At 69.6% G+C, this 14,979-nt stretch carries 18 protein-coding genes; 10 read left to right on the top strand and 8 right to left on the bottom strand.

The genetic code is table 11. From position 1 onward, the window contains the following. Positions 1-272 precede the first annotated feature (272 nt). Both PYV02_RS15160 and PYV02_RS15155 read right to left on the bottom strand, forming a co-directional pair. Positions 273-1,457, bottom strand: a complete 1,185-nt coding sequence (locus PYV02_RS15160) for a phosphoribosyltransferase-like protein (RefSeq protein ID WP_275759915.1) — start codon at positions 1,455-1,457, stop codon at positions 273-275. Positions 1,458-1,533: 76 nt separating this feature from the next. Beyond that, entirely contained in the window at positions 1,534-2,076 is a 543-nt protein-coding gene (locus tag PYV02_RS15155) for a GNAT family N-acetyltransferase (RefSeq protein ID WP_275759914.1), read from the bottom strand. Between the two features lie 149 nt (positions 2,077-2,225). On the opposite strand from PYV02_RS15155, the gene PYV02_RS15150 reads away from it, so the two are divergent. Then, positions 2,226-2,597 carry a cupin domain-containing protein gene (locus PYV02_RS15150; RefSeq protein WP_275759913.1) on the top strand — a complete coding sequence of 124 codons (372 nt, stop codon included), beginning with the start codon at positions 2,226-2,228 and terminating at the stop codon, positions 2,595-2,597. A 10-nt stretch (positions 2,598-2,607) separates the two neighbouring features. On the opposite strand, the gene PYV02_RS15145 is transcribed toward PYV02_RS15150, so the two are convergent. Next, positions 2,608-3,414, bottom strand: a complete 807-nt coding sequence (locus PYV02_RS15145) for a nucleotidyltransferase domain-containing protein (RefSeq protein ID WP_275759912.1) — start codon at positions 3,412-3,414, stop codon at positions 2,608-2,610. Positions 3,415-3,429: 15 nt separating this feature from the next. On the opposite strand from PYV02_RS15145, the gene PYV02_RS15140 reads away from it, so the two are divergent. Next, positions 3,430-3,840, top strand: a complete 411-nt coding sequence (locus PYV02_RS15140) for a hypothetical protein (RefSeq protein WP_275759911.1) — start codon at positions 3,430-3,432, stop codon at positions 3,838-3,840. A gap of 1 nt (position 3,841) precedes the next feature. Here PYV02_RS15140 and PYV02_RS15135 read toward each other — a convergent pair whose 3' ends face one another. Further along, positions 3,842-4,084 (bottom strand): type II toxin-antitoxin system Phd/YefM family antitoxin, encoded by a 243-nt coding sequence (locus tag PYV02_RS15135; RefSeq protein WP_275759910.1) that lies wholly within the window; start codon positions 4,082-4,084, stop codon positions 3,842-3,844. A gap of 155 nt (positions 4,085-4,239) precedes the next feature. Here PYV02_RS15135 and PYV02_RS15130 point away from each other — a divergent pair, with 155 nt between their 5' ends. Continuing rightward, positions 4,240-4,791 carry an OsmC family protein gene (locus PYV02_RS15130; RefSeq protein ID WP_275759909.1) on the top strand — a complete coding sequence of 184 codons (552 nt, stop codon included), beginning with the start codon at positions 4,240-4,242 and terminating at the stop codon, positions 4,789-4,791. 9 nt (positions 4,792-4,800) lie between these two features. On the opposite strand, the gene PYV02_RS15125 is transcribed toward PYV02_RS15130, so the two are convergent. Further along, entirely contained in the window at positions 4,801-5,874 is a 1,074-nt protein-coding gene (locus PYV02_RS15125; protein ID WP_275759908.1) for a DNA glycosylase AlkZ-like family protein, read from the bottom strand. Next, positions 5,871-7,238: a pyridoxal phosphate-dependent decarboxylase family protein gene (locus PYV02_RS15120; RefSeq protein WP_275759907.1), complete on the bottom strand. Its 1,368-nt coding sequence runs from the start codon at positions 7,236-7,238 to the stop codon at positions 5,871-5,873. Before PYV02_RS15120 ends, PYV02_RS15125 begins: the two co-directional genes overlap by 4 nt. Before the next feature lie 46 nt (positions 7,239-7,284). Between PYV02_RS15120 and PYV02_RS15115 the strand changes: the two genes are divergently transcribed. The 3 genes from PYV02_RS15115 to glpK all read left to right on the top strand — a co-directional run bounded on the left by PYV02_RS15115 (position 7,285) and on the right by glpK (position 9,937). Next, entirely contained in the window at positions 7,285-7,581 is a 297-nt protein-coding gene (locus tag PYV02_RS15115) for a DUF1905 domain-containing protein (protein WP_275759906.1), read from the top strand. Between the two features lie 64 nt (positions 7,582-7,645). Next, complete coding sequence (locus PYV02_RS15110) at positions 7,646-8,383, top strand: hypothetical protein (protein WP_275759905.1); 738 nt, start codon at positions 7,646-7,648, stop codon at positions 8,381-8,383. 54 nt (positions 8,384-8,437) lie between these two features. Then, a complete protein-coding gene (gene glpK, locus PYV02_RS15105; RefSeq protein WP_275759904.1) occupies positions 8,438-9,937 on the top strand; it encodes a glycerol kinase GlpK in 1,500 nt (499 codons plus the stop codon). A 10-nt stretch (positions 9,938-9,947) separates the two neighbouring features. Here glpK and PYV02_RS15100 read toward each other — a convergent pair whose 3' ends face one another. Then, on the bottom strand, positions 9,948-10,826 hold the full coding sequence (locus tag PYV02_RS15100) for an ABC transporter permease (RefSeq protein WP_275759903.1): 879 nt from the start codon (positions 10,824-10,826) through the stop codon (positions 9,948-9,950). Continuing rightward, positions 10,826-11,755, bottom strand: coding sequence for an ABC transporter ATP-binding protein (locus PYV02_RS15095; RefSeq protein ID WP_275759902.1), 930 nt, complete (start codon positions 11,753-11,755; stop codon positions 10,826-10,828). Before PYV02_RS15095 ends, PYV02_RS15100 begins: the two co-directional genes overlap by 1 nt. A 102-nt stretch (positions 11,756-11,857) precedes the next feature. On the opposite strand from PYV02_RS15095, the gene PYV02_RS15090 reads away from it, so the two are divergent. The 4 genes from PYV02_RS15090 (at position 11,858) to PYV02_RS15075 (ending at position 14,704) form a co-directional block, all read left to right on the top strand. After that, positions 11,858-13,147, top strand: a complete 1,290-nt coding sequence (locus PYV02_RS15090; RefSeq protein ID WP_275759901.1) for an aminotransferase class V-fold PLP-dependent enzyme — start codon at positions 11,858-11,860, stop codon at positions 13,145-13,147. Next, positions 13,144-13,587, top strand: coding sequence for a Fe-S cluster assembly sulfur transfer protein SufU (gene sufU, locus PYV02_RS15085; RefSeq protein ID WP_275759900.1), 444 nt, complete (start codon positions 13,144-13,146; stop codon positions 13,585-13,587). The genes PYV02_RS15090 and sufU overlap by 4 nt, the downstream gene beginning before the upstream one ends. Positions 13,588-13,607: 20 nt before the next feature. Beyond that, entirely contained in the window at positions 13,608-13,910 is a 303-nt protein-coding gene (locus PYV02_RS15080) for a hypothetical protein (RefSeq protein WP_275759898.1), read from the top strand. 68 nt (positions 13,911-13,978) lie between these two features. Continuing rightward, the gene (locus PYV02_RS15075) at positions 13,979-14,704 is read left to right on the top strand and encodes a YidC/Oxa1 family membrane protein insertase (protein WP_275759897.1); all 726 of its coding nucleotides are present in this window, start codon (positions 13,979-13,981) and stop codon (positions 14,702-14,704) included. The last annotated feature ends 275 nt before the right edge of the window (positions 14,705-14,979 follow it).

The raw sequence follows: 14,979 nt of genomic DNA, 5'->3' as shown, positions 1-14,979 counted from the left end.
ACGAGGAGGTGGCGATCCCGGAACTGACCGCGGCATAATCAACTCAGCTAGATCTCGCACGGTGTCCAGAAACTCCACCACTCAGCGGGACGTCACCATTCAAGCGAGGCCACGAGCGCCGCGGAGCGTGAATTGCCGGAGCGACTCAGCCCATGCGCAGGCATGCCCAACGTCTCCCACTACGTGAGAGCCGCCTACCGAAGTAGACACGCAGCAAGCTGCGTGTCGCGTCGACACAACGCATCGACGAGATCTAGATGAAGACGAGCCCCTCACCTTAGTGACTGAGGGTAATACACGGACATCAAAGGCGTGCGCCTTAGCTGGCGTTGCTTTCGCGCCGCAAAGTTCAGTATCCCGCGGCCCCTCGCTGTCAGCGTTCCCTCAGCATCAAGGTAGCCATTCGCCTCGGCTGTCCGAAGGAGATCATTGATGCGCATGGTCGTGACTCCTAGCTGCTGTGTGATCTCGATTGGAGGGAATCCTCGCGACCTCATTGCGAGGACCTGCAACAAGTCGAGGGTTGACTCGCCGAAGCCGTTGCTACGCAGTACTCCCAGATCCCGAGGTGTCAGCCTTCCCAACCGAAGACGCCCTAGCGCGCTCATGGTCGTCCCGAATATTCGAGGAGGCCGGTAGTCGCCTATCTCCCGTTCGGTTGCAGCGCTCCAACCTCCTCGTCGACCTCCCACGAATAGAGCGTTCCAAGTACTCCCGGGAGGCCCGCTGGTCTGACGAATGACTAGGGGCGTGTTGTTGGGAATCGAATGCGCGAAAGTGGTTAGCCCTCCGGTGCCGTCCCAACCGAGCGCCTCAGCCCGCTTGTTGGCGTAGCGGATCGCAAGATCACGAACTGCTGATTGGACACCATCGCTCCAGCCCGTGGTGTGCAGGTCGCGGCCAACCTCGACGCTTTGTACTGAGGTGATCGCCCGATGCGATGTGAGTCGAGCCTGCGCTTCGAGGCTGACGGAATAGGCGACTACGTGGAACGAGATGAACTTTCCAGAGTGCCAACTCCTAATCGTCGGGTTCTTGTAGAGGAACTCAACTAGACGAACCACCTGATCCCCGGAGCCAATGGAGTCGGTCACGATGACGATCCGGCGAGTCTTCCTCTTGAGCATGGTCTTCACTCCGAGGTCGCACTGCTGACTAGTTTGTGCCGCGATGCGTTCAACTATCTCGGCAAGGACGTGATCGCTGCCCGTCCTCACTAAGTCGCTTGGGCTTCGATACGAGGGCGCGGTTGGGGAGGGCGCACCGAGCGCCAAGATGTTGGTTTGGCCCCGAGGTGCGCCGAGCGCGGCCAACGTGATCGCATCCTTCATCGCAGCACGGAATTCACCCGCGGCAACGACTCTGAGCGAGTCCAAGAGAATCTGCGCGAAGGGTCGGTCGTGGACCTGGAAGTTCGAAAGCCACGCCTTGCCTCGGGACGTTTCGCTCGGAAGCACTTGGTCGGATCCTTCCTCTCGCCTGTAAGTGTCTCAGTTGGTTACGCCACTGCGATAGGAGGGCATCGACGAATTCTCACACCACCCGCACAAACCGCCGACACACATACACCCGCCGATACGCCTCCCGCAGCTCCGCCTCCTGCTCGATGGGTGCGTGCATGAAGGCGATCACCGGCGAGGACATGCCCTCCGGTCCCGGGAACGTCGGGTCGCCGTCTCCGACGTAGACGTGCAGGTAGCGGTAGGTCTCGCGGAAGCCGGCGGCAACGTACCAGGCGTTGGCGGCGGCATCCTCTCGGGTCCAGGCGTCGAGGGTCGTGACGGTCGGCGGCAGCTGGGCGAGCGCCGCGTCGAGCAGGGCGCTGGCGAGGCCGGTGCGCTGCGCCGTGGGGTGCACGGCGAGGGTGTCGATGGTCGCGGCATCCCCGTCGTTTTCGACATCGAGGATGCCGACAACCTCACCGTCCCGTTCGGCGACGAGTTCGATGCTGCCGGGGGCGAGCCTCGTCTTGGCGACCTTGACGTCGTCGTAGTAGTCGGTGGCGAAGAAGCTGAGCAGGCGGCACTGTAGCCAGCTCGGTTCGTCGGCGGGGCGGTACGCGCGGATGGTGGGCATGGTTCTCCTCGGAAGTCACAGTGATGGGGCGCTCGGCCGCGGTCGCGGGAGCGGGGGAGCCGTCAGGAGGAGAACATGCGCCCACGCTAGCGCCCCGGGCAGTCCCGCGGCAGTAGCGCCCCGCAGCATCCCCGATGCACACTCGTCCCATGCCCAACCTCCCCGTCGACCTCGCCCAGAAGTTCTCGCTGTTCACCGAGCACTGGTCGCCGAAGGTGGTGGCGCGGCTCAACGACTACGAGATCAAGCTCGTGAAGCTCGAGGGGGAGTTCGTGTGGCACAGCCACGACGAGACCGACGAGCTGTTTCTGATGATCAGCGGCGAGCTCACCATCCAGCTGCGGGACGGCGACGTGACCCTCGGCCCCGGGCAGCTGTTCGTGGTGCCGCGCGGTGTGGAGCACTGCCCGATCGCCGCGGGCGAGGTGCACGCGATGCTCATCGAACCGGTCGGGGTCGTCAACACCGGGGATGCCGGCGGCGAACTCACGGCACGCTACGACGACTCCCTGTTGGGGTAGCGAAACTGGACTAGCGGGCACCCCACCGATCCAGCACCCCGCGAAACCACTCCTCGCCTAGTGCGATCGCGTCCGGATGCGGGTTCGGGTCGACCTCCTCGAAGGCGGCCGCGAGCTCCAGTTCGCGCTCGATGAAGTCGAGGATCGTCGGCGGTACCGTGCCGCTTCCGAGTTCCCGCGTCGTGCTCTTCAGGGCGATCAGGTCGGCGACGGCATCCTGCACCGCGGGGCCGGGGTCGGCTTGGTCGATGAGGGTGGGGAGGTCCATGGGCGGAACGCCGGCATCCGGATTCGTGCGAAGCCAGTGCAGGGTCGCGGCCGGTCGCAGGGCGTAGAAGCACCGCTTGAGGGTGAGCTTCTCGATCGGCCCCTCGCGCTGCTGGAGGCCGACGTGGCGATAGTGGCGACCGGCGCGCACGGGGTCGTAGACGGATGCTGCGAGCTCAAGCATGCCGTCTCGAAATGCCGCGTCGCCCGAGTAGACGATGGGGGAGCGCAACCATTCCGTGACCGTCGCGTTGCCCTTGACGAGCAGGCGCACCGCCTTAATCACGTCCCACCCGTTGACGTCGAAGACCTTGTCGAGCGGGGTCTCGATCACATCCCGCGCCGGCCAAGGGCTGAGATAGCGGTCGCGCGAGCGCACGAAGAAGAAGCGGCAGTCATAGTCACTGTCGGGCGACGGGAATCCCCACGCGCGGCTGCCGCTCTCGATCGCCCACGGGATGACGACGGCGTGGTCGGCGGCGACCCCGCGCAGGCGGTCGTCGACGGTGGCGACGGTGACGGCATCCATCGTGTCGGGGATCGTGCGCATGTAGGGGAGGCTAGCGTGCCGCGGGATACCCTGCTGGGGCACGCGCTACACCAGCTCCACGAGCGCCCCATACGCGGCGACCTGTTCATCCGCGGTCAGCAGCACCAGCCCCTCGACCCGGGCCTGGGCGACCTGGATGCGGTCGAAGGGGTCCCGGTGCAGCGGCGGCAGGTCGGCGACCGCGGCGGCGTGTTCGCTCGTGATCGCGAGTTCGGCGGCGCGTTGTCGAGCAGTCCGCGGCGCAGCAGGCGGGCATCCGCGGCGAAGTCCGCCCGGCCCAGGGTGCTCTTGATCGCCACCTCCCAGATCACGGCCGCGCTGAACATGAACGCGCTGTTCGGGTCGGCGAGCAGGCGACGCGCGCCCTCGGGCAGACGCGGGGATGCCGCCGCCGCCCACAAGACGAGCTGCGTGTCGAGCAGGTAGATCATCGGCCCTCGAACTGGTCCGCGATCTGCGCCTCGCCCATGCGGTCGAAGTCGTCGGGCACGACGACACGGCCCTGCAAGAAGCCGACGAGGTTCTTCGGGCGGTCCGGGGTCGCGTCGAGGGGCACGAGTCGCGCCGCGGGCTTGCCCGCCTTCGCGATGATCACAGTCTCGCCCGCGGCGACCTCGTCGACGAGGCGCGAGAAGTGGGTCTTCGCGTCATGGATGTTGACCGAGCGCATGGCGCCTCCAGGTGGACTAAGGTGCTTTAGTCTACCCCCGTGCACGTCGCCCGCGGGCAGGCCGTGGTCGGCCGCAGATGACGCTTCATGACGCCGTGTGTCGCTCGGCTACGTCACATTCGGCGAGCCCGCGGCATCCGATCTACCGTCGTGGCATGACCCTCCTCGACACCGTCTCCGTTCCGCCCACCACCGCTGCCGAGCGTGCCGACCGCCTCGTCGAGGCCGGCACCGCCTGGGGCGGTCGCATCGCCGCCGACCGCACCGCGGCCCAGCTCACCTACAAGGTGCGGGGCACCGGTGAGGGCTCGGTCGCCACCGCGATCAAGGCAGGCAAGCACTCGTTCTGGGTGGATGAGCCTGCCGCGCTCGCCGGGGACGACATCGCGGCGAGCCCGGTCGAGTTCGCCCTCGGGGCGCTCATCTCCTGCCAGGTGGTGGTCTACCGCCTCTACGCGCAGGCGCTCGGAATCCAGGTGGACGACATCGCCATCGATGCCGAGGGCGATCTCGACGCGGCCCGCCTGTTCGGCATCGACGAGGGTGTGCGTGCGGGCTTCACCGCCGTGCGCCTGGCCATCACGATCACCGGCCCGGAGACGGATGCCCGTTACCAGGAGCTGCGCGCCGTCGTCGACGCGCACTGCCCGGTGCTCGACCTCTTCGCCAACGCGACGCCGGTGACGGCGACCGTCGCCAAGGGGTAGCGGCGGCGCTCACCACGCCCGAACCGCGACCCCCAGCCACTGGCCCAGGTCGTCGATCTCCGCGCGCACCATCTCGTCTTCCTCCGCGTCGAACGGCACGAACTCGTGCACGGCGTTCACGGCGAGCGACCCGCGGTCGCGGCTGACCTCGGCGTCGAGCATCCCGACGAACCGGTCGCCCATGAGGATCGGGTAGGCGAAGAAACCGTACCTGCGCTGCGGCTTGGGCTTGAACTGCTCGAGCACGTACTCGAACTCGAAGACCTCCTTGAGCCGCGGGCGGTCGAAGAGCATCGGGTCGTAGGGGTTGAGGAAGGCGGCGCGGCCGCCGGGGTCGTCGTCGAGCGCGGCGATCGCCTCCGGGTCGACGCGGAACTTCCACGCGCTGCCCTCCACGGTGGCGGCCTCGCCGGCTTCGCCGACGCCCGCCCACGGGGAGTTGCGCTTCGCGATGCCGAGGGCCTGCAGGCGGCGCTCGGCTAGCATCCGCTCGGCCTCCTCGGGCTCGATCTCGGCCACGACCGGGTAGACGCGCTCGGCGAGATCCCAGCTCCGGTGACGACCCTCGCGCCCGACGATCGCCACCTCGCCCTGGCGCTGCAGCAGGTCGAGCATGGGTACCACCTGGTTGCTGCCGGTCCAGCCGTCCGGTGGGCGCGTCACCTCCGCGGTGTCCGGGATGTCGGCGGCCAGCAGTGGCCCCTCCGCGCGCAGCCGCGCGAGCACGTCCGCGCGGAACCGCTCGTTCGCCGCGAGCCAGTCGCGCGTGCTCTGCCGCCGCGGACCGCGGCGCATGCCGGGCAGCATGAGCGGCAGCAGGCTCATCGGCCGGAACGCGCCGTCGAACTCGAACAGCAGCCGATCGGTCTCCACCGCCTTCGACAGCTGCACCGCCTCGTATCCCGAGCCGATGCGGGACCACAGGATGCTGTGCTCGGCCGTCGCGATCGTCGCGGTCGGGTCGATCTTGATCGCACCGAGCTGCTCGGCGACCTCCACCACGTCCCCGGGCCGGTCGGCATCGAGCAGCTGGGCGCGCACCGCGATGCGGCGGGCCTCGTCGCGCGTGAGGTGGTGTGTCATGCCATCGCCCGGCGCACCGCCTCGACCGAGGCCTCCACGTCGGCGTCATCCGTCGACCAGTTGCTCACCGAGATGCGCAGCACGTCGCGTCCGGCCCAGCGCGAGCCCGACATCCACACCATGCCGTCGGCGATGAGCGCCTGCGTCACCTCGCGGGTGCGCTCGTCGCTGCCGAACGACAGGCACACCTGCGTGAACACCACGTCGTTGAGCACCTCCACACCGGGCAGTGCGCCCAGTGCGGCGGCGAGCTCGCGGGCACGGGCGGCGAGACCCTCCACGAGGGCGACGGTGCCGGAGCGCCCGATCGAGCGCAGCGCCGCCCAGACCGGGATGCCCCGCCCCCGCCGCGACATCTCCGGCACCAGTTCATACGGGTCGACGGCGTCGCCGTCGTGGATGAGGTAGCTGGTGTGCACCCCGAACGCGGAGCGCACCGCACCGGGCGATGCGACGATCGCGACCCCGCAGTCGTAGGGCACGTTGAGCGTCTTGTGGGCGTCGGTGGCCCAGGAGTCGGCGTCGGCGAGCCCGTCGAGGTCGGCGGCCCAGCGCGGACTCACGGCTGCCCAGAGCCCGAACGCGCCGTCCACGTGCACCCACGCTCCGTTCTCGTGGGCGATCTCGATGCAGTCGCGCATCGGGTCGAAGGCGCCCGAGTGCAGGTTGCCGGCCTGCAGGGCGACGATCACGGGACCGTCGACCTCCGCGAGGGCGAGGGCGAGGGCATCCGGCCGGATGCGGCCCTGCGCGTCGGCCTCCACCAGCTGGGGCCTGCCGAGCCCCAGGTAGCGCAGTGCCAGCTCGACAGAGGCGTGCACCTCCGCCCCCGCGAGCACCGTCACCCGCGGAGCGCCCTGCAGGCCGAGCTCGTTCACGTCCCAGCCGGCCCGCCGCAGCACCTCGCCCCGACCAGCGGCGAGGCCCACCATGTTGGCCATGGTGCCTCCGGTGGTGAAGCCGACATCCGAACCGCCCGGCAGCCCCAGCAGGTCGAGCAGCCACGCGCCCGCGGTCTCTTCGATCGCCGCGGCCGCCGGGGTCGCGTAGCGCATGCCGCTGTTCTGGTCCCACGCGCTCACCAGCCAGTCGGCGGCGAGCGCGGCCGGCAGCGTGCCGCCCATCACCCAGCCGAAGAAGCGCCCCGAGCCGATCGCCATCAGGCCGGGCTCGGCCTTGCGCGCGAGCTCGTCGATCACCTCCGATGGCGCGGTCGCCCCCTCCGGCAGGGGACCGCCGAAGTCGAGCTCGTCGGCGGTGGCGCTGGGCCGCACCGGGCGGCTCTGCACGGAGTCGAGCCACGCGGTGGCATGGATGCTGGCGCGCTCGAGCGGGGCTCGATACGCCGCGGGATCGAAGGGCATGGTTCACGCTACGCCCGAACCGCACGATCGCGGAATACTCTTCACCATGGCCAACTACACCTTCGCGGCCCCGCTGTGGCGCTGGGAGAACCGTCGAGACAACTGGTTCTTCGTCACCCTGCCGGCCGAGGTCTCCGCCGACCTCGAGGGCGTTCCGCGACGGCCGCAGGGCTTCGACGGCGTCAAGGTGATGGTGACCCTCGGCGGCTCCACCTGGCGCACGGCCGCCTTCCAGGATTCGACCAAGAACGGCCTCTTCGTGCTGCCGATCAAGAAGAGCGTGCGTGTCGCGGAGGCCATCGCGGATGACGCGACCGTCCAGGTCACCGTGCGGCTGCTCTAGCCCCGCACGCCCGGTGTTCTCCAAGCCCTACACTGGCCCAAGCCCACCGACTTAGGAGAACGCCATGACGCGCGCTTCCCGTTTGCTCATCACCGCCGCGGCGGTGGCTCTGCTGTTCCCCCTCGTCGGGTGCGCCCCGCAGGGCATGGAGGGACCGGCCGGGCCGCAAGGCGAGACCGGCCAGCAGGGCCCGGCGGGGGAGCAGGGCCCAGCCGGTCCGGCAGGCCCCCAGGGGCTGCCCGGTTCGAGCTCGGGCGCCCGTGGCCCGGCAGGCCCCGTGGGCCCGACCGGACCCGCAGGCGCCACGGGGCCGGCGGGAGCCGCAGGGTCGGCAGGGCCGACGGGGCCGACAGGCCCGGCCGGTGTGGCAGGCTCGGGCGAGTCGGCGCTCTTCTTCGCCCTCATGCCGCCGGACAACGCGGCCACCGTCGCGGTCGGCGCCGATGTGGACTTCCCTCAGAACGGCCCCTCGACGAGCACCGGGATCACCCGCATCAGCCCCGATGTCTTCGTGCTGGCCACGCCGGGGGTGTATCGGGTGAGCTACTCGGTCTCCGTCACCGAGGCCGGCCAGCTCGTCGTCACGCTCGACGGATCGGATCTCGACTACACGGTCGCGGGACGCGCCACCGGCACCTCGCAGATCTCGCTCACGACGCTCGTCGAGACGACGAGCGTCAACCAGGCGCTCACGATCCGCAACCCGTCGGGCGGCTTCACCGCCCTCACGATCACCCCCCTCGCCGGCGGCACGCGACCGGTTGCCGCCACCCTGCTGATCGAACTCGTCAAGGCGAGCTGACCGGGCTGCCGCAGGCGGTCGCCGGAACCGCGCACGAGCAAAGGAGCATGAGCGATGCCGCACGTCGTCGCCCTGGACCAGGGCACCACGAGCACCCGCGCGATCGTCGTCGACCACGACGGTCGACCGATCTCGGTCGGGCAGCTGGAGCACCGGCAGATCTTCCCGAAGCCTGGCTGGGTCGAGCACGATCCCGTCGAGATCTGGAACAACACGCGTGAGGTGATCGGTCAGGCGCTCGCGAAGGCCGACATCACCCGCCACGACATCGTCGGCGTGGGTATCACCAACCAGCGAGAGACTACCGTGGTGTGGGATCGCACCACCGGCGAGCCGGTCTACAACGCGATCGTGTGGCAGGACACCCGAACCCAGCCCATGGTGGACGCGCTCGCGGCCGACGGCGGCACGGCCCGTTTCCAGGAACGCACCGGCCTCCCGCTGGCGACCTACTTCTCGGCGACGAAGATCGCCTGGATCCTCGAGCACGTGGACGGCGCCCGCGAGCGCGCTGAGCGCGGCGATCTGCTCTTCGGCACGACCGACTCCTGGCTGCTGTGGAATCTCACCGGCGGCACCGACGGCGGCGTGCACGCCACCGACGTCACGAACGCGAGCCGCACGCTGCTCATGGACCTGCGAACCCTGGACTGGGACGACGAGCTGCTGGGTGCGTTCGGGGTTCCGCGATCGATGCTGCCGAGCATCCGGAGCTCGTCGGAGGTGTACGGCACGATCGAATCGTCGAGCCTGCTGCGCGAGGTGCCGGTCGCGGGCATCCTCGGCGACCAGCAGGCGGCGACCTTCGGTCAGGTCGCGTTCGGGCGCGGCGAGTCGAAGAACACCTACGGCACCGGCAACTTCCTGCTGGTGAACACCGGTGAGCAGATCGTGCACTCCGAGAACGGGCTGATCACGACGGTGGCGTATCGGCTCGGCGAGGCGGCGCCCAGCTACGCGCTGGAGGGCTCCATCGCGGTCACCGGATCGCTCGTGCAGTGGCTGCGCGACAACCTCGGCATCATCTCGAGCGCCTCGGAGGTCGAGTCGCTCGCCGAGAGCGTGCCGGACAACGGCGGGGTGTACTTCGTGCCGGCGTTCTCGGGGCTGTTCGCGCCACACTGGCGACCGGAGGCGCGCGGCGCGATCCTCGGCCTGACCCGCTTCGCGACCAAGGCGCACATCGCGCGCGCGGCCCTTGAGGCGACCGCGTTCCAGACCCGCGAGGTGCTGGATGCGGTGAACTCCGACACGGGTGTGCCCCTGGTCGAACTGCGTGTGGACGGCGGCATGGTCGCCAACGAGGCGCTCATGCAGTTTCAGGCCGACGTGCTCGGCGTGCCCGTCGTGCGCCCGCGGGTGGCCGAGACGAGCGCGGTCGGCGCGGCCTTCGCGGCGGGACTCGCGGTCGGGTTCTGGAGCGGGCTCGACGAACTGCGCGGCCTGTGGCGCGAGGACGCGCGCTGGGTGCCGACGATCGACGACGAGGAGCGGGCGGCGCTCATGCGCCGTTGGGAGAAGGCCGTGTCGCGCACCTACGACTGGCTCGACTGAGGCTGCGGCGCTACGCGATCCGTGCCCGGATGCGCCACGCCGCCAGGGTCGTGAAGACGATCGCGCACGCCGCGAGGATGGCCACGACCACCGGCACGGTGACCTCCCAGTCGCCGACGAACGTCGTGATGCCGTAGTAGGCGCTCAGTTCATCGATCGCCTGCTGCTGCCCGCCGACGAGGGCCGAGAGGCTCTCGTCGGTGAACTCCTGGCGCATGAGCATGGCGGCCTGAGCGAACGGTAGGGCGTTGACGACGTTGCGCACGGCTTCCGGAAAGAGGCCGACCGCGATGAACGCCCCCGCGAGGAATCCGATGACGGTGCCGACGACGGTCGCGAGCCCCGAGAACGCTCCGGTGGTGCGGATGAACGACACGATGAACGCCCACAGCGCCGCGAAGGCGACGCACGAGAGCACGATCCAACCGATGACGCGTGCAAGATACGGCAGCCCGAGCACGAAACCATCGACGAAGTAGAGGTAGACGAGGCTCACGATGAGCACGACCGTGGTCATGATGAGCGACACGACGACGGTCGCCAACAGGTAGCCGAGCACGAGCTGCCAGCGGCGGATGGGGGAGACCAGGAAGTCGCGGAATCGCCCGGTCGCGGCATCCTCGACGAAGACGGCCAGCGCGCCGAGCGACGTGGTGATCGAGGTCATCGCCACGATGCCCGCGAACATCCAAGAGTCGACGAAGCCGCGAACGTCGGCCTCATCGGCCTGAGGAAACGCGTTCGTGATCGAACTGGTCTGCAGGTTCGACAGGAAGAGCGCGTAGAGCAGGAACACGATGAGCGCGCCGAGCAGCGAGAAGAACACGTTGAGTCGGTCGCGGAAGAACAACCGGAGGTTGCGCCCCATGATGTCGAGCACGACGCCCATCAGTTCTCCTCCTCGACGTGCTCGCGACCGGTGAGCGCGAGAAAGACGTCGTCCATGCGACCGTGTCGAAACTCGAAGTCGAGCACCTCGTCGCCGAGCTCGCCGAGCAGACGCCGCGCGACATCCGCGTTCGGCACGCGCAACTCGACGGTCTCGCCACGATCCACCGGTTCGAGTCCGGATGCCGCGGCCGCCGCCGCGAGCCCCTGACGGTCGCGCGGGGTCACCGTCAGCACGCTCGTGCTGTGCTTCGCGCGCAACTGCGCGGGAGTGCCCTGGGCGATCACGGTGCCGTGGTCGATGATGCTCACCAGGTCGGCCTCCTCGGTCTCCTCCATGTAGTGGGTGGTGAGGAAGACGGTCAGTCCGTTGCGATCGCGCAGGTCGTGGATGGTCGACCAGACGATCGCGCGGCTCGCGGGATCGAGGCCGGCGGTCGGTTCATCCAGGAACAGGATCGAGGGCGAGTGCAGCAGCGCGCGGGCGATGTCGACGCGTCGGCGCTGGCCGCCGGAGAGCTTGCCGTAGCGGCGATCGAGGAAATCGCCCAGGCCGATGAGCTCGGAGAGCTCCGCGATACGCGCGCCGATCTGCGCGCGGTCGGCGGTGTAGAACCTGGCCCTCGTCGCGAGGTTCTCGCGCGCGGTGAGCTGCTCGTCGAGCATGGAGTCCTGGAAGACCACGCCGATCTGCTGGCGCACCGGCTCGCCGTCATGCCGCACGTCGTGGCCGTCCACCGTGATCTCGCCGGAGTCGAACGGCAGCACCGTCGTCACGCACCCGATCGTCGTCGACTTGCCGGCCCCGTTCGTGCCGAGGAACGCGAACACGCTGCCGGCCGCGACGTCGAAGGAGACGTCGTCGACGGCCAGCACGTCCTTGTACCGCTTGGTGAGCCCGCGCACCGCGATCGCTGTCTGGTCTGCCACCCTGTGATCTTGGCAGAACCAGCGCCCGTGCCGTAGGCCCAAAGCCCCGGGGCCCGCACGACCGCCCGGCCGACATCGCGCGCCCCGTCGTGAGAGCCTTGAATGGTGAGCGTCGAATCCGCATTGGCCACCCCGCTCAGCGAGGCGGAGGTCGAGCGCATCCGCGCCGACTTCCCGATCCTCGGCACGAGCGTCAACCGTCATCCCCTGGTCTACCTCGACTCCGGTGCGACGTCGCAGAAGCCGGTGGCGGTGCTGGATGCCGAACGCGCGTACTACGAGCACGCGAACGCGGCCGTGCACCGCGGCGCCCACACCCGCGCCGGGGAGGCGACCGAGCTCTTCGAGAACGCACGCGCGACCGTGGCCCGGTTCATCGGCGCCGCCGACGACGAGATCGTCTGGACCTCGAACGCCACCGAGTCGATCAACCTCATCGCCTACGCGCACTCCAACGCGAGCGCGGGCCGGGGCGACGCGCGCTTCGCCCTGGGGCCGGGCGACGAGATCTGCGTCACCGAGCAGGAGCACCACGCCAACCTGATCCCGTGGCAGGAGCTCGCGGCGCGCACGGGGGCGAGCCTGCGCTTCATCCCCGTCGACGACGACGGGGCGCTGCTGCTCGACGAGGCGCCGATCGGCGAACGGACCCGCATCGTGGCCTTCACGCACGTCTCCAACGTGCTCGGCGGCATCAACCCGGTCGAGCAACTGGTCGCCATGGCGCATGCGGTGGGTGCGCTCGCCGTGCTCGACGCCTGCCAGTCGGTGCCGCACCTGCCCGTCGACGTCGTCGCGCTCGGCGTGGACTTCGCGGCCTTCTCCGGTCACAAGATGCTCGGGCCCACCGGCGTCGGGGTGCTCTACGGCCGACGTGAACTGCTGGCGGCGATGCCGCCGTTCCTCACCGGTGGCTCGATGATCACCACTGTGACCATGGAGCGCGCCGAATACCTGCCGCCGCCGCAGCGCTTCGAGGCCGGCACGCAGCGGGTGTCGCAGGCCATCGCGCTCGCCGCGGCGATCGACTACCTGCAGGGCATCGGGATGCCGCGCATCGCCGCGCACGAGGCCGCGCTCGGTCGGCGGCTCGTCGAGGGTCTCTCCGCCCTGGACGGCGTGCGGGTGCTCGGGGCGGACGCCGGCACGCCCAGGGTCGGACTCGCGAGTTTCGATGTGGCGGGCATCCACTCGCACGATGTCGGGCAGTTCCTCGATGATCGCGGCATCGCGGTGCGGGTGGGGCACCACTGCGCGCAGCCGCTGCACCGCCGACTCGGGGTGCGTTCGTCGACCCGGGCGAGCACCTATCTCTACACGAGGGAGCACGAAGTGGATCAGCTGATCGCGGGCGTCGCCGATGCCGTGGCCTTCTTCGGGGCGCGCGCATGAGCTCGGCGCTGGAGGGCCTCTACCAGCAGGTGATCCTCGACCACTCCAAGCGCCCGCACGGCGTGGGGCTGGTGGGGGATGCCGAGGCCCAGTCGCACCAGCTCAACCCGACCTGCGGCGACGAGGTGACCCTGGAACTGCACGTCGACGGCGACACCGTCACGGCCGTGCGGTGGGAGGGGCACGGCTGCTCCATCTCGCAGGCCTCCGCCTCGCTGCTCTCGGACCTCGCCACAGGGCTCACGGTGCCCGAGCTGACGGTGCGCATCGACGCGTTCCGCGAGATGCTGCGCTCGCGCGGCGAACTCGAGCCCGACGAGGAGCTGCTCGGCGACGCGATCGTGCTCTCCGGCGTCTCCCGTTACGTGGCGCGCGTGAAGTGCGCCATGCTCGCCTGGGTCGCCGCCGAGCACGCGGTGGCGCAACTGCCCGCACGCTGACGGCGGGGTATCGTTCCCTCATGCGCACGCTGCACGCCCGCCTGGCCGTTCTGGCCGCGGTGCTCTTCGTCGCCCTGAGCCTGTCGGCCGGCGCGCCGTCGAACGTCGCGCTCGCCGGGGTGGTGGTGCTGCCCGGAGTCGTTCTGCTGCTGGCCGCGGCCGTGGTGCGGGCCGCCTCCGCAGTCGTCGGTGCCGGCGTGGTGACGGTGGGGGCACGGGCTCGGGCGCATCGGGAGGCGCTGAGCGAGATGCCCGAGCCGCGGCATCCCGCGACCGCGGGGCGCCCGATGGCGCGAGCGCCGGGGATGACCGCAGCCGCGTAGCCGACCGCCTGGGGCGGATGCTGCGTGGCCGTTCGGTCAACCATCCGCTTCGACAGTCAGGAACCCTCGTGGACCCCTTCTCGTTTCCGCCCATTTCCGCCCTGCTCTCCGCCGTGTACTGGTTCGTGCAGGGCATCGCCACCCTCATCGAACCGGTCACCGGCGGTGCGAGTGCCGCGCTCGCCGTGGTGCTGCTCACCCTGCTCGTGCGCGTGCTGCTGATTCCGGTCGGCGTCTCGCAGGTCAAGGCGGAGTGGACGCGCCGTCGACTCGCCCCCAAGCTCGCCGCACTGCAGGCGAAGCATCGCAAGAACCCCGAGCTGCTGCAGCGCAAGATCGCCGCGCTCTACAAGGCCGAGAAAGCCAGCCCGTTCGCCGGCATCGGGCCGGCGCTCGCCCAGGCGCCCGTGGTCTCGCTCGTCTACGCCTTGTTCGTGCACGGCACGATCGGCGGGCACGCGAACCTGCTGCTCGCGGCGAGTCTCGGCGGGGTGCCGCTCGGCGCCTCGTTCGTCACGGTCGGCATCACCTGGCCCGGCGTGCTCGTGTTCGTCGGGCTGCTCGGTCTCATCGCACTCACGGCGTGGCTCACCCGGCGCAGCACGCTGCGGCTCGCGACGCCGGATGCCGCCTCCGCCCGCCTGGGCGCGGTGCTCAGCTGGCTGCCGTTCCTGACCGTGGTGTTCGCCGCGATCGTGCCGCTTGCCGCCACGATCTACCTCGCCACGACGACGGCGTGGACGCTCGTGGAGCGCGCCCTGCTGCGCCGCCGGTACTGGGTCTCGGCCGGGTAGGGGGTTCGGGGGTCGGGCGGCGCGGGGACTCGGCCGTCGCCCCGCAATGCGGGGCCTGCCTCGGAGACTCGAACAATCAAGGACGTTGTCCTTGGTTTGCCGAACGTCGTGAGGTGGGCGGTCAGACCCCCGGGCCAAGGCCCGCCGAGCCACGCCACGCCCCGTCGAGCAAGGCCCGCCGGGTGACGTCCCGCTGAGTGGTGGAGTTTCTGGACACCGTGCGAGATCTAGCTGAGTTGATTATGCCGCGGTCAGTTCCGGGATCGCCACCTCCT

The sequence above is a fragment of the Antiquaquibacter metalliresistens genome (assembly GCF_029211225.1).
Classification (GTDB): domain Bacteria; phylum Actinomycetota; class Actinomycetes; order Actinomycetales; family Microbacteriaceae; genus Rhodoglobus; species Rhodoglobus metalliresistens.
Note: the sequence above shows the minus strand (reverse complement) of the source record. Positions and strands in the feature narration are given on the sequence as shown.

Coding starts and splice junctions, on each gene's coding strand:
- PYV02_RS15130 (WP_275759909.1), top strand. CDS start 4,240: ATGACCCTCCTCGACACCGTCTCCGTTCCGCCCACCACCGCTGCCGAG.
- PYV02_RS15150 (WP_275759913.1), top strand. CDS start 2,226: ATGCCCAACCTCCCCGTCGACCTCGCCCAGAAGTTCTCGCTGTTCACC.
- PYV02_RS15090 (WP_275759901.1), top strand. CDS start 11,858: ATGGTGAGCGTCGAATCCGCATTGGCCACCCCGCTCAGCGAGGCGGAG.
- PYV02_RS15125 (WP_275759908.1), bottom strand. CDS start 5,874: ATGACACACCACCTCACGCGCGACGAGGCCCGCCGCATCGCGGTGCGC.
- PYV02_RS15100 (WP_275759903.1), bottom strand. CDS start 10,826: ATGGGCGTCGTGCTCGACATCATGGGGCGCAACCTCCGGTTGTTCTTC.
- PYV02_RS15080 (WP_275759898.1), top strand. CDS start 13,608: ATGCGCACGCTGCACGCCCGCCTGGCCGTTCTGGCCGCGGTGCTCTTC.
- PYV02_RS15115 (WP_275759906.1), top strand. CDS start 7,285: ATGGCCAACTACACCTTCGCGGCCCCGCTGTGGCGCTGGGAGAACCGT.
- PYV02_RS15145 (WP_275759912.1), bottom strand. CDS start 3,414: ATGCGCACGATCCCCGACACGATGGATGCCGTCACCGTCGCCACCGTC.
- PYV02_RS15120 (WP_275759907.1), bottom strand. CDS start 7,238: ATGCCCTTCGATCCCGCGGCGTATCGAGCCCCGCTCGAGCGCGCCAGC.
- PYV02_RS15135 (WP_275759910.1), bottom strand. CDS start 4,084: ATGCGCTCGGTCAACATCCATGACGCGAAGACCCACTTCTCGCGCCTC.
- sufU (WP_275759900.1), top strand. CDS start 13,144: ATGAGCTCGGCGCTGGAGGGCCTCTACCAGCAGGTGATCCTCGACCAC.
- PYV02_RS15155 (WP_275759914.1), bottom strand. CDS start 2,076: ATGCCCACCATCCGCGCGTACCGCCCCGCCGACGAACCGAGCTGGCTA.
- PYV02_RS15110 (WP_275759905.1), top strand. CDS start 7,646: ATGACGCGCGCTTCCCGTTTGCTCATCACCGCCGCGGCGGTGGCTCTG.
- glpK (WP_275759904.1), top strand. CDS start 8,438: ATGCCGCACGTCGTCGCCCTGGACCAGGGCACCACGAGCACCCGCGCG.